We start from the raw sequence: 12,014 nt of genomic DNA, 5'->3' as shown, positions 1-12,014 counted from the left end.
GACCGCCTGACCGGTCGGCCCCACCCGTCCGCCCGCAGCTCCGCCGAAGGCGGGACCGTGGCGGGCGGGCGGGGCCACACCCGCGCGGCCGGCCACGCCCTCGGCCGGCCGCGCCCGGCTCAGCCGCCGCCGTCCGGGAAGCCTCCCCGCCAGGGGGTGACCGTCTCCTTCAACACCTCGGCGAACGCCCGCGCCGGCTCCGGCGCGGGGCCCGTGCCGTAGAGCGCCAGCGCCACGCGCCGCATCTCGCCCGGCAGCCGCTCCGCCCGCACCCGTTCGTCGCGGTGCGCGGCCAGCGCCAGCCCGGGCAGCACGCTCACCCCGAGCCCGGCGGCCACCAGCGCCTGGACCGCCACGTAGTCGTCCGTCTCGAACGTGATCCTGGGCGTGAACCCGGCCCGTTCACACACCGACACCAGGTGGGCCCGACACCGTTCGCAGCCGGCGATCCAGCTGTCCCCGGCGTGCGCCCGCAGCCCGGCAGGCGAGGCGTCCGCCCGCCCGGCCGCCTCCGACGAGGCGCCCCCCGTCACCAGATACAGCGGCTCCTCCAGCAGCGGCGTCAGCGTCGTGTTCCGCTGGTCCCCCGCCGGCGGCGCCTCGTGGGCGAAGATCAGCGCCGCGTCCACGTCAGCGTTCCGCAGCGCGGTCAGCGCCGCCGGCGGCTCCGCCTCCGTCAACGCCAGCTCGACGCCCGGGTGTTCGGCGGCCAGCCGGGCGGCGGCCGGCGGCACCAGCGTCGCCAGCGCCGAGGGGAACGCGGCCAGCCGCACGCGCCCGGTGCGCAGGCCGGCGTGCGCCGCCACCTCGGCGCGCGCCGACTCCACCCGGCCCAGGATCTCCTCGGCCCGTTCCACCAGCAGCCGGCCCGCGTCCGTCAGCAGCACCCCGCGCCCCACCCGGCGCACCAGCACCACCCCGACCTCGGCCTCCAGCCGCGCCAGATGGTGGCTGACCGAGGGCTGGGCGTAGTGCAGCGCCTCGGCGGCGCCCGTCACCGAGCCCTCCCTGGCCACCGCGACCAGCACCCGAAGCCTGGTGAGGTTCCACATACCGACGAGCCTAGCCGCGCCTCCGCGACCAGGCGAGATAGACGGCCTCGATGGAAGCAGAGAAAACAAGCATTGGAGCTATGCGTCCGCTTCGTGCGACAGTGCCCGCATGGCTCAGCCGATCCCCGCGCCCGCGCCCCAGCCGACCATCTCCGACGCGCTGGCGGCCCGCCGCGTGCTCGCGGGACAGCTGCCCCCGACCCCGATGTGGAACTATCCCGCGCTGGACGCGACGACCGGCGCCAACGTGCTGGTGAAGCACGAGAACGTGCAGCCCACCGGGGCCTTCAAGGTGCGGGGCGGGCTCAATCTGCTGGCCGGACTCGACGCGGAGGAACGGCGGGCGGGCATCGTCGGCTACTCGACGGGCAACCATGCCCAGTCGCTGGCCTTCGCGGCCCGACAGCACGGCACGCGCTGCACCATCGTGATGCCCGTCAACCCCAACCCGTGCAAGGCCGCCGCCGTGCGCGCCCTGGGCGCCGAACTGATCGAGGCCGGCGCCGACATGGGCGAGGCCGCCGAACGCGCCCGGCTGGTCGCCGAGGAGGGCGGTGCCCGGCTGGTGAGCGCGGCGGACGAGCCGGCGCTGGTGGCCGGGGTCGCCACCGCCTATCTGGAGATCTTCGAGCAGGCGCCCGACCTGGACGCGGTGGTGGTCCCGGTCGGCGGGGGCAGCGGCGCCGCCGCCGCGTGCCTGGTGGCCCAGGCGCTCGCCCCGCGCTGCGAGGTGATCGCCGTGCAGTCGGCGGCCTCCCCGGCCGCCCACGACTCCTGGCGCGCCGGCCGGCTGCTCACCCGCCCCAACGCGACCCGCGCCGAGGGCCTGGCGACGGGGTGCGGGTTCGCCCTGACCCAGGGGCTGATGGGCCGGGGGCTGGCTGACTTTCTGCTCGTCGATGACGACCGGATCAGCGAGGCCCAGTGGGTGCTGATGCGCGACGCCCACACGCTCGCCGAGGGGGCGGGGGCCGCCGGGCTGGCGGCGCTGCTGGCCCACCCGGAGCGGTTCTCCGGCCGGCGGGTAGCGGTGGTCTGCACCGGGGCCAACGCCAGCGAGCGCGAGCTGCGCGCCCAACTCGGCCTGGCGACCGCCGCCTGAGAAGCCCACCGCCCCGCCCGAAGCGACGCCCCGACGAGACCTCGCGTGTCATTAACGTCCCGGGACAACACAACCAGGTCGTGTCCGTAGAGTCTCGTCGGATCAGACCGCGGCGTCAGACGCGGTGCGTCGCGAGGCGCCGGATCGCAGCTCATACCTGGCCGTGTTCGCGCGATTCGGTAACGCGGCGAGGTGCCGCGTATGGCGTCGCGGGCCCGGCGAGACTTCACGGACACGGCCTAGAGGCGGCGCACCCGGTTGGCGAGCAGGTTGCCCAGGGCGAGGTAGACCACGGCTGCCAGGCCATAGCCACAGACCACGCGCGCCCATTCCTCGTCGAAGGTGAACAGGTCGTGCGACCAGGTGGCCAACCAGCGCGAGATGTCATGCGAGACGGTGACCAGGTCGTTCTGTGGATTGGCGTCCAGGAGATAGAGCAGTATCCACAGGCCGATGATGGCGGCGGCCACATCGGCGACTACGGCGATTCCCAACGCCAGGGGTGCGGTCCTTACTCTTTGTGTGGCCATGTCAATCGCCTGACCAGTTCCGGCCGGCCCAAACGTCGGCCGGCCCTGGCCCGTTGGGGGCCGCGCGCTCAGGAGCCCGGCCTCGGCACCGGATCGACGCCGAAGACCCAGGGCGCCAGCACCACCAACCAGCCGTCCGGGTCGGGGAAGAGCACCGCCCCGCGCTCCGGCCAGTACGGGTTGGCGGCCGCGACCGGCCGGTGTCCCCGCTCCCGCAGCCGCGCCGCCGCCGCGTCTTTGGCGGCGGGCCCGCGCAGATAGAGCACGAGCTGGTTCTCCGGATGCGGCTCGGGCACCGAGGGCGAGTCGTGGTTCTGGGTGACCTCCAGGTGCACCGGGGTGTCGGGGAGCCCCAACACCACGCCGTTGTAGCCCTGGTGGTCGCGCCACTCGGCGAGCACCGGCAGCCCCAGGTCGTCGCGGTAGAAGGTGAGGATCTCGTCGAACCTGTCGGTCGGGCGCGCGAACCGCACCGCGCCGACCGCGAGGTGTGTGGGCCAGTCGTTGCTCATGTGCCCAGGCTGGCACCGGCGCCCCACGGCCACCACGGGCCACGGGCCCGCCACCGCTCGTCCGTTGGCCCTACGCCGACGGGCTCAGGCCGCCCGGACCCGCAGCCGGCGGTGGCCCGCCACGGTCACCGCCCCGGAGAGGAGCGCGGCCAGGCCCATGGGCACGGCGAGTTGGGTGGCCCGCACCAGCGCCGCGCCGACCAGCGCGCCCAGGAAGATCGCCAGGATCGCGGCCGTCCTGCGGTTGGCGAACGAGGCAAGACCGCCCCTCGGCAGCGACTCGGCGGCCAGCGTGGTCAACGTCGAGGTGACCACCACCGTGGTCATCTCCGGCACCCCGATCCGTCGGGCCACGGCGGCCTGGCTGCCCATCGCCGCCGCCGTGCCCGCCGCGATCCACAGCTGTGCCGGCGTCCCCGGTTCCTTGCCCACCAGCGCCAACGCGACCGTGAGCGCCACCAGCACCACCGTCTGCGCCCCCAGCAGCACCGAAACGCCCGTGCCCCAGCCCCTGGCCCGTCCCCGCAGCGCCAGCCCGGCGACCAGCGCGCCGCCGGCGAACGCGACCAGCGCCAACGAGGGTCCCAGCACCGGGAGTTCGTCGGCCCCGGCGGCGCCCATGCCGAGGATCACGATGTTCCCCGTCATGTTGCCGGTGAAGACCCGGTCGAGGCCGAGGAAGCCGACCGCGTCGACCACGCCGGTCACCAACGTGAGCGCCACCATCAACAGCAGCGCCAGCCGCCCGGCCTCGGGCGCCGGGGGAGGGGCCGGGGCCTGCGTCGAGGTCGGCGTCGGGGTCGGGTTCACCGCACTCCTCACATCGGTCGGCATCACATCGGTCGGCATCGGTCACGGCTCCAGCAGGCGCAGCGCGGCGCGGGTCAGCGCGCCGCCCGGGGAGCGTAGCTCCTCCAGCACCGTGAAATGGTCGTGGTCGGGGAGAACCAGCAGCTCGCCGGGGGCGCCGGCCGCCGCGCGCAGCCCGTGCAGCCGCCGCGCGTCGGCCACCAGCGCCGGCAGCTCGGCCGCGCCGCAGGCGACGGTCAACGGCTTGGGGCTCGGCGGGCGGCGCAGCGGGGAGAGCCGGTCGGCCTCCTCAGCCGTCAGCCGCAGCGCCTCGTTGATCCAGGTGTCCCGCAGCGGCGCCAGCTCGTGCGTGCCCGAGATCGCGAGCCCGGCGCGCACGCCGGGGTGCGGCAGCGCGAGCGCCGCGAGTTGCGCCCCCGCCGACCAGCCGGCGACCACCAGCGGCCCGGCGACGCCGAACGCGGGGCCGTCGGCGACCAGCCAGTCCAACGCCCGCCGGATCTCGGCGACGATCTGAGTCAACGAGGCGGCCGGCGCGAGCGTGTGGCCGGGCAGCGCGGCCGACCAGCCGAAGTGCCGTACGCCCTCGGCCAGATGGGAGAAGTCCTCCCGGCCGTTGCGCTGCCACCAGCCGCCGTGCAGGAAGACCAGGCAGGGCGCGGCCGGGTCGGCGGCCGGGAACAGGTCGCAGCGGTTGCGCGGGAGCGGGCCGTAGGGCAGGTCGAGCCTGGCCTCGGGGTGGGCGGCCCGGTAGGCGCGGGCGGCGGCGTTCCGCGCGGCGACCAGGGCCGCGCTGTCGGGCACCGCCGCGTTGTTGTCATAGGCGGCGTCCCTGGCGGCGCGGTCCAACTCCGGCCAGCGCTCCCGGGGATCGCCGGCGCAGGTGCCGGCGGACGGCCCGGCGCCGGCACGCGCGGCGGCGCTCACGCCGGAACGGGGATCGGCTCGGGCAGGATCGGCGAGTCGGCGTCGAACCTGGCCCCGGCGCGGAGGCAGAAGTCGGGGCGCAGCAGCCGTTCGGCGACCAGCTCGGTGCCCTCGTTGTCCCGCAGCGTGAACGCGCCCCGCTCGTCGGCCAACACGGTCACATCAGCCACCCGTCCGGGCGCCAGCGATCCCAACTCGTCCGCCATGCCGATCATTCGGGCGGCGTTGGTGGTCACCATCGGCACCACCTCGTTCAGCGACAGTCCCAGCGCCAGCATCGAACTCATCGCCTGGACCAGGGAGAAGCCGGCCCTGCCGGCGAAGGGGTGGTGCTCGTCGTCCGGGTGCTCCAGCGGGGTGCCGGGCGGCGGCGGGACCTGGGTGTTGTAGCCGTGCATGTCGGCGCCCAGGGTGTCCGGCACCACGCCGGCCGCCAGCGCGACCCGCGCCAGCCGGTAGGAGAAGTGGCTGCCGTGGCCCACGTCCACCTTCAGCCCCCGGTCCAGCGCGGCGCGGATCACCTCGTGCACCTGGCCCTCCCGGTTGACGAAGCCGCCCGGGTGGCGGGTGAACGGGTGGGCCAGCACGTCGCCCTCGTCGAGCAGCGGGATGACCCGCTCCAGGATGGTGTCCGCGTCCTCCCCGTTGGCGCCGCTGGCCGGCAGCCCCCACAGCTGGCCGAAGTGGACGTAGAGCGGGAGTTCGGCCCGGTGGGCGATCTCGGCGGCCAGCTCGATGACGCGGATGCCCCAGCGCGCGAAGCCGCCGATCTCGGCGTGCGCCTTGATGCCGCGCACCAGGTCGCGGTTGGCGGTCGCGGAGGCCACGGTCGCCTCGATGTCGACGCCCTCGGGGCTGTAGAGCTGGCTGTAGAGGTGGCCCTCCAGCCCGCCCACCAGATAGGCGGAGAGGAACGCCAGGCAGCGGGTGGCGGCGGGCTCGGCGACATGGTGGCGGAAGCCGGGCAGCGTCATGCAGGACGGGCCGCCCTGGTCGACCACGGTGGTCACCCCCGAGCGCACCCCCACCAGGTCGGGCGGCAGGCCGAACCGTCCCGTCACGTGCTGGTAGATGTGGCCGTGGGTGTCGATCAGCCCGGGCAGCACCAGCCGTCCGGTCACGTCGTGGACGCGGCGGGCGGTCGCCGGGTCGATCCGTTCGGCGACGGCGGCGATCCGGCCGTCGCGCACGGCCAGGTCGCGCGGCGCGTCGACGCCGGTGGCGGGGTCGACGACCCGGCCGCCGGTGAGCAACAGGTCGTGGGGGGCGGCGGGTTGGTCGGTGGTGACGGTCTCGGACACGGGCGATCACGTTCCTCGCTGGTGGGATGTCACGCGTCGGCTCAGCCGGCGGTGACCTCGTTGCCCTGGTGGACCAGGGCGTCGATGCGCCGCTTGAGCGCGTTGAACTCGGGCGATGTGGTGTCCCGTTCGCGTGGCAGCCCGACGGGGACGATCTCGCGCACATGGCCGGCGTTGCCGTGCGCCGATCCGCCGGCCATCACCACCACCCGGTCGGCCAGATAGACGGCCTCCTCGATGCTGTGCGTGACGAAGACGACGGTGACGCCGGCCTCCCGGTGGATGCGCTGGAGTTCCGCCTGCATCCCGGAGCGGGTCAGCGCGTCCAGCGCGCCGAACGGCTCGTCCATCAGCAGCACGGCCGGCCGGTTGGCCAACACCCGGGCGATCGCGACCCGTTGCTGCATCCCGCCGGAGAGCTGGTGCGGGAAGGAGCGCTCCACCCGGGTCAGGCCGACCGCGTGGAGGGCCGCCTCGGTGCGCTCGCGCACGGTCGCCTTGGGGAGCCTGGCCTGCTTGGGGCCGTAGGCGATGTTCTCGGCCACGGTCAGCCAGGGGAAGAGGCCGTAGTCCTGGAAGACGACCGCCCGGTCGGGCCCCGGCCCGGCGACGGGCGCGCCGCCCACCCGGACGGTGCCCTTGCTCGCGGTCTCGAAGCCGGCCAGGACCCGCAGCAGCGTGGACTTGCCGCAGCCGCTGGCGCCGACCACGCAGACGAACTCGCCCCGGGCGATGTCGATGGTCACGCCGTCCATGGCGTAGCCGGCCGAGCCGGGGTAACGCTTGCCCAGGTCGTCGATCTCGATCCCGGCGGCGGCGGCGGTGGCGGTGGCGGGCGCGGCCGTGGTCCGCGGCGCGCCGGTGGGCAGGGTGTCGGGCACGGGAACTCCTCTCGGGGAACGGGGGTGTCTCGGTGAAGGGGGGCGAACGGGGGCGCGGGGCCGGTCAGTTGATCAACGGGCGCCGGCCGGCGATCAGGCGGACCAGCAGCATCAGAAGCCGGTCGGCCAGGAATCCGGCGAGACCGATCACGATCATTACGGCGACGATCAGATCCGTGCGGGACTGCTCGCGGGCCTGGGTGATCAACGCGCCGAGCCCGGTGCTGATCCCGACCGTCTCGCCGACCACGAGGATCACCCAGGCCAGGCCAAGGGCGATCCGCAGCCCGCCGATGATGCTGGGCACGGCCGCCGGCAGCACCACCTTGTAGAGGGTGCGCGCCGGCCGGGTGCCCAGCATCGCCGCCGCCTCCACCAGCCGCTCGGGCACCTCCCGCACCCCCGCGATCGTGTTGAGCAGGATGGCGAAGACCGAGGCCAGAAAGACCAGGAAGATGGTCGACTGGTCGCCGAAACCGATGATCAGCAGCGAGAGCGGCGCCCAGGCGGTGACCGGAATCGGCCGGATCAGATTGATCGTCGGCTCCAACAGCCGGAACGCCGTGCGCGAACGCCCCATCACCACGCCCAGCGGAACGGCCACCGCCGCCGCCAGCGCGAAGCCCTGGAGCACCCGGCGGGTGCTGGCCCACAGGTGCTCCCAGAGGGTGCCGCTGTAGGTGTCGTCGATGACCCCACCGAACGCCAGGTCGACCAGCCGGCGCGCGACGTCGTAGGGCGCCGGCAGATACTCCATCTGGATGCCGAACGGCAGCAGCCAGGCGCCCGCCACGCCCCGGTCCCACAGCAGAACCAGCAGCACGGGAACGGGAATCGCGTAGAGCGCGCCGAGCAGCGCGGAGCGGGACCGCCGGCCCCGCTCGCCGCCGTTCGACCGGCCCGGCGCGTCGGCGTTCGGGGCGTTCGCGGTGTTCGGATCGGGGGAGGCCGGCGGCGACACCCGCGCGGTGTCGGTCGCGGGTTCGCCGGCCTGGTGGGTGCCTGTCGGGACGGACAAGGGGAACTCCTTCCTGCGCCGCGCGGGGCCGTTCCCGGCCCCGGCGTCCGGCGGGGGACTACTCGGCGAACGCGCTGGCCTCGACGAAGGTGGGATCGACCAGCGTCTCCAGGTCCGGCTCGCCGGATATCTGGTCGAACGCCACCATCTGCTCGGCCTGGGCCGCGAGTTGGGTCAGGTAGTCCTCGTCGAGGGCGTAGCGCGGCGTGATGTTCGTGACGGAACGGGCGGTCACCTCGGGGTCGAGGCCGAAGGTCTCCACCACCCCGTCCACCCAGGTCTCGGGCTCCTCGTTCATCAGCCCCACCGCCTGGATGAACACATCGGTCACCGACTGCACCAACTCCGGATCGTTCTCGACCAGTTCGGCCCGGGTGCCGAAGACGATGTTCACCCCGCCGATCGGGGTGTCATACGGCGAGACGATCTCGTGCGCCCCGGCCTCCAACGCGATCGAGACCCCCGTCTCGGCGCCCAGGAACGCGTCCACCTGACCCGACTCGTAGGCCGGCGCCATGTCGGCGTACGGCAGGTTGACCAGCTCCACGTCGCTGTCGGGGTCGATCCCGTTCGCCCGCAACGTCAGCTTCAGCAGGATCTCCTGGGAGGAGCCGGCCGGGTAGCCGATGCTGGTCCCCGGCAGGTCCTCGGGCCCGGCGATCTCCGGGCCGCCGACGAAGCCGGAGCCGCCGTTGGCCGCCGAGCCGATGATCCGGATGCCCTCGCCGGCCGCCGAGCCGGCCAGCATCGAGGGCGCGCCGAGCACCGCGAAGTCGATCGCGCCGCTGGAGAGCGCGTTCTTGATGTCGGGCGAGTTGTCGAAGGTCGTGATCTGGTAGCTGACGCCCTCCTCGGCGAACCGCTCCATGAGGTACGGCTGGTACAGGTGCGGTTGGCTGCGCAGGGTGCCGATGGTGATGGTGTCCGACGAGCCGCCGTCCTCGCCCTTCGATGTGCCGCAGCCCGCCAGCGCGGCGGTCAGCAGCAGGCCGAGTGCGGCGGCCACGCCGGTCTTGGGCAGCTGGTGGTTCATGCGATCTCCGTGGGTCGTTGGGCGTGGTGCGGGCGCGGGCCGGCCAGGGTGGCGGCGGCGCCCAGGGCGAAGCGGAGCAGCGGCAGGTCATGGCCGGCGGGGCCCACCAGGCCGAGCCCGAAGGGCGGGTGGCCCGGGCCGGTGGCGGGCGCCGGCATGGTCAGGGCCGGCAGCCCGGCCAGCGAGGCCAGGCAGGTCAGCGGCAGGGTGCGGTCCCGGGCGGCGGCCAGCGCCTCGGGGTCGGCGAGCGGCGGGGCCGGGGTCGCGGTGGCCGGCAGCAGCAGCACCCGGTCCGCCAGCGCGGCCCGCAGGAACGCGGCCGCCTCCGCCAACGTGGCGCGCGCCGCCTCGTGTTGGGCCCCGGTGACGCCGGCGGCCCAGGCCATCCGGGCGGCCACCTCGCCGGACAGCGCCCCGGGATGCCCGGTGACCCAGGCACCATGCGTACGCCATGCCTCGAAGCCCTGCACCACGCGGAACGCCTCGAACCAGGCATCGCAGTCGCCATCGAGGTCCAGCGCCACGGCCCCCAGCGCCCCGGCCGCGCCCCGCACGGCCTCGGCGATCTCCGGCTCGGCCCGCGCGTTGAGCGCCGGCACGGTGACCAACGCGCGGGGCCAGCCGTCTCGTTGGGGAGCGTCCGGCAGCAGCGCCTCGGCCACCCGCAGCAGCGTCGCGCCGTCCGACGTCAGCCAGCCGACCGCGTCGAAGGACGGCGCCAGCGGCAGCAGCCCCGCCGTGTCCACCAGCCCGGTGCTGGTGCGCAGCCCCCACAGGCCCAGATAGGAGCCCGGCACCCGGATCGAGCCCGCCGTGTCGGTGCCAAGCCCCACCGCCGCCTCGCCCCTGGCCACCGCGACCGCAGGCCCGTTGGTCGAGCCGCCGGGCACCCGGCCCGGCGCTGACGGGTGCGCCGGCGTGCCCCAGCGCCCGCCGACGCCGCTGACGCTGTAGGCCAACTCGTCGGTCTGCGCGATGCCCACCAACGAGGCCCCCGCGTCGAGCAACGCGGCCACCGCGCTCGCGTGCCGCGTCTCGGGCGCCCGCCCGGCCAGGAACGCCGGAACCCCGGCGCCGACCGGCTGCCCGGCCACCGCGAACAGGTCCTTGACCGCGACGCCCAGGCCGTCCAAGGGACCCGGGGCGGCCGGCGCCACCAGCGGCGCGCCCACCACCCGCCACACCGAGGTGTCCAACGGCCTGGCCGGCGCGGTGACATGGGCGGCCGCGATCCGCCACCGGCCCCCGACCAGCCGCCACAGCTGCGTCTGGAGCCCGGGCGCCCCGGCGGGCGAGGCGACCTCGGCCACCAGCAGCGCCACCCCATCGGCCGGCAGCCGCACATGCACCCGCACCAGCCGCCGGTCGGGCGCCGCCGGCCGGGCGGCCCGGAACGCCGCGATGGTGGCGTGCCCGAGCAGCACCCCGGTCTGGTCGGCGCGCAGCGTCGCGTCGCCGGGCGCGAAGGCGGCGTCCAGCGCGGGCACGTCGTTGCCCAACAGGGCCCGGTCATAGGCGAGGAACGCCTCCCACAGACCTGGCGGCAGCGGTCCGTCACCGAGCACCTCGGGGGACCCTGAGGCACGGTCGGGATGCCACAGCGTGCTCATCGCGCACGCTCCAGAATCCGCCGGGCCACCGGGCCCGGCGCGTCCTCGACCGCGAAGTCCGCCACCCGCAGCTCCCCGTGGACCCCGGCGACCAGGTCCACGGCCTGCGAGACCTGGAAGTCGGCCGCCGCGCTCAGATACAGGTACGCCTGCCGGGCCTCAAGACCCGAGACCGCGCCCAGCAGCGCCACCGCGTTGCGCACACAGCGCCGCAGCGCCTCGTTGAGGTCGGCGTCCAGGCCGGTCGGCACCAGCAGCCCGTGCCCGGCGGCGAACGGGCCCCGCACCCCGGCGAGTTCCTCGGCCACCAGCTCGCGCGGCAGCAGGTCCACGGCGAGCTGGGCGCGCAGCGGCGCCTCGAACGCGGTCAGCGCCACCTCGCCGTTGCCCTGCGCGTAGTGCGGGTCCCCGACGTAGAGCAGCGCCTCGGGCACCTGCACCGGAAGGAAGAGCGTGGACCCCGGGGTGAGCAGCCGGATGTCGACATTGCCGCCGTGCGGCCCCGGCGGAACCGAGTTGGCCCGGGTCGCGGTGTCCGTGGCCACGCCCACGATGCCCAGAAACGGAGCCAGCGGGAAACTCACATGCCCGGTCGGGGCGTTCGGGTCCCGCCGCTCGGGCAGCGTGCCCAGCCAGCGGCCACCAGGACCGGCCGTCACGGAACAGAACGTGTGGTAGTCGCCGCCCAGTTGGGGGTCGCCGGCCAGCACCCCGCGCCCGTGGCGGGTGGAGATCACCCCGTAGGGCGCGCGCAGTTCGAGCCGTTCGGTGCGCACCGCCAGCAGGTCCCCGGGGCGCGCGCCGGCCACGGCGATCGGGCCGGTCACCACGTGGGGGCCGTCCTCGGGGGAGCGGCGCCCCCGCGCGGTGATCTCGACGGCGTCCGCGAGCACCTGCCCCGGCTCGACCCCGTACCGGCCGAAGAACGCCACCGGGTCCGAGCCCTGGTCGGCGAGGATGCCCTCGTGGCTGACGGTGTCCACCACGATCCGCTCGCCCGGGGACACCACCGCGACCGGCTTGTCCCCGGCGCACGGCAGCCGGCCCCAGAGCACGTGCTCCGGGTCGGCGGGCAGGTAGTCGATGCCCGTGGGAAGCCGCTCGCCCCGCTGGAGAACGGGGAAGGCCCCCGCTGCCGTTGTCGCCGTCACCGCTGCTCGCGCCCCCTGAAGTCCCGGTGGTGGACGGTCGTGGTGATTGGTCTGACCATCCGATGTCCTGGCCACAGTGGGGGGCGT

Annotated in this window: 12 protein-coding genes; 1 reads left to right on the top strand and 11 read right to left on the bottom strand. The window is 74.8% G+C overall.

Translation table 11 applies throughout. The annotated features are described in order from the left end of the window. Positions 1 to 119 precede the first annotated feature (119 nt). Positions 120 to 1,052: a LysR family transcriptional regulator gene (locus tag EBN88_RS12300; protein ID WP_122183885.1), complete on the bottom strand. Its 933-nt coding sequence runs from the start codon at positions 1,050 to 1,052 to the stop codon at positions 120 to 122. Positions 1,053 to 1,161: 109 nt separating this feature from the next. On the opposite strand from EBN88_RS12300, the gene EBN88_RS12295 reads away from it, so the two are divergent. Beyond that, complete coding sequence (locus EBN88_RS12295) at positions 1,162 to 2,154, top strand: threonine ammonia-lyase (RefSeq protein WP_122183884.1); 993 nt, start codon at positions 1,162 to 1,164, stop codon at positions 2,152 to 2,154. A gap of 239 nt (positions 2,155 to 2,393) precedes the next feature. Here EBN88_RS12295 and EBN88_RS12290 read toward each other — a convergent pair whose 3' ends face one another. The 10 genes from EBN88_RS12290 to EBN88_RS12245 all read right to left on the bottom strand — a co-directional run bounded on the left by EBN88_RS12290 (position 2,394) and on the right by EBN88_RS12245 (position 11,927). Continuing rightward, positions 2,394 to 2,684 carry a hypothetical protein gene (locus EBN88_RS12290; RefSeq protein WP_122183883.1) on the bottom strand — a complete coding sequence of 97 codons (291 nt, stop codon included), beginning with the start codon at positions 2,682 to 2,684 and terminating at the stop codon, positions 2,394 to 2,396. Positions 2,685 to 2,752: 68 nt separating this feature from the next. Continuing rightward, the gene (locus EBN88_RS12285; RefSeq protein ID WP_122183882.1) at positions 2,753 to 3,196 is read right to left on the bottom strand and encodes a VOC family protein; all 444 of its coding nucleotides are present in this window, start codon (positions 3,194 to 3,196) and stop codon (positions 2,753 to 2,755) included. Between the two features lie 84 nt (positions 3,197 to 3,280). Beyond that, a complete protein-coding gene (locus EBN88_RS12280; protein WP_233580620.1) occupies positions 3,281 to 4,006 on the bottom strand; it encodes a YoaK family protein in 726 nt (241 codons plus the stop codon). A 42-nt stretch (positions 4,007 to 4,048) separates the two neighbouring features. Further along, positions 4,049 to 4,933, bottom strand: a complete 885-nt coding sequence (locus tag EBN88_RS12275) for an alpha/beta hydrolase (RefSeq protein ID WP_122183881.1) — start codon at positions 4,931 to 4,933, stop codon at positions 4,049 to 4,051. Beyond that, a complete protein-coding gene (locus EBN88_RS12270; protein ID WP_122183880.1) occupies positions 4,930 to 6,234 on the bottom strand; it encodes an amidohydrolase/deacetylase family metallohydrolase in 1,305 nt (434 codons plus the stop codon). The genes EBN88_RS12275 and EBN88_RS12270 overlap by 4 nt, the downstream gene beginning before the upstream one ends. A gap of 41 nt (positions 6,235 to 6,275) precedes the next feature. Further along, positions 6,276 to 7,115 carry an ABC transporter ATP-binding protein gene (locus tag EBN88_RS12265; protein WP_233580619.1) on the bottom strand — a complete coding sequence of 280 codons (840 nt, stop codon included), beginning with the start codon at positions 7,113 to 7,115 and terminating at the stop codon, positions 6,276 to 6,278. 64 nt (positions 7,116 to 7,179) lie between these two features. Next, entirely contained in the window at positions 7,180 to 8,133 is a 954-nt protein-coding gene (locus EBN88_RS12260; protein WP_199742335.1) for an ABC transporter permease, read from the bottom strand. Positions 8,134 to 8,191: 58 nt separating this feature from the next. Then, positions 8,192 to 9,166 carry an ABC transporter substrate-binding protein gene (locus EBN88_RS12255; protein ID WP_122183879.1) on the bottom strand — a complete coding sequence of 325 codons (975 nt, stop codon included), beginning with the start codon at positions 9,164 to 9,166 and terminating at the stop codon, positions 8,192 to 8,194. Further along, positions 9,163 to 10,776: an AtzH-like domain-containing protein gene (locus tag EBN88_RS12250; RefSeq protein WP_122183878.1), complete on the bottom strand. Its 1,614-nt coding sequence runs from the start codon at positions 10,774 to 10,776 to the stop codon at positions 9,163 to 9,165. The genes EBN88_RS12255 and EBN88_RS12250 overlap by 4 nt, the downstream gene beginning before the upstream one ends. Further along, the gene (locus tag EBN88_RS12245; protein ID WP_122183877.1) at positions 10,773 to 11,927 is read right to left on the bottom strand and encodes an acetamidase/formamidase family protein; all 1,155 of its coding nucleotides are present in this window, start codon (positions 11,925 to 11,927) and stop codon (positions 10,773 to 10,775) included. The genes EBN88_RS12250 and EBN88_RS12245 overlap by 4 nt, the downstream gene beginning before the upstream one ends. Between the last annotated feature and the right edge of the window lie 87 nt (positions 11,928 to 12,014).

The sequence above is a fragment of the Streptomyces triticirhizae genome, from assembly GCF_003696235.1.
Lineage (GTDB): Bacteria > Actinomycetota > Actinomycetes > Streptomycetales > Streptomycetaceae > Streptomyces > Streptomyces triticirhizae.
This window is presented reverse-complemented; position numbering and strand designations above follow the sequence as displayed.

Coding starts and splice junctions, on each gene's coding strand:
- EBN88_RS12300 (WP_122183885.1), bottom strand. CDS start 1,052: ATGTGGAACCTCACCAGGCTTCGGGTGCTGGTCGCGGTGGCCAGGGAG.
- EBN88_RS12250 (WP_122183878.1), bottom strand. CDS start 10,776: ATGAGCACGCTGTGGCATCCCGACCGTGCCTCAGGGTCCCCCGAGGTG.
- EBN88_RS12285 (WP_122183882.1), bottom strand. CDS start 3,196: ATGAGCAACGACTGGCCCACACACCTCGCGGTCGGCGCGGTGCGGTTC.
- EBN88_RS12290 (WP_122183883.1), bottom strand. CDS start 2,684: ATGGCCACACAAAGAGTAAGGACCGCACCCCTGGCGTTGGGAATCGCC.
- EBN88_RS12295 (WP_122183884.1), top strand. CDS start 1,162: ATGGCTCAGCCGATCCCCGCGCCCGCGCCCCAGCCGACCATCTCCGAC.
- EBN88_RS12255 (WP_122183879.1), bottom strand. CDS start 9,166: ATGAACCACCAGCTGCCCAAGACCGGCGTGGCCGCCGCACTCGGCCTG.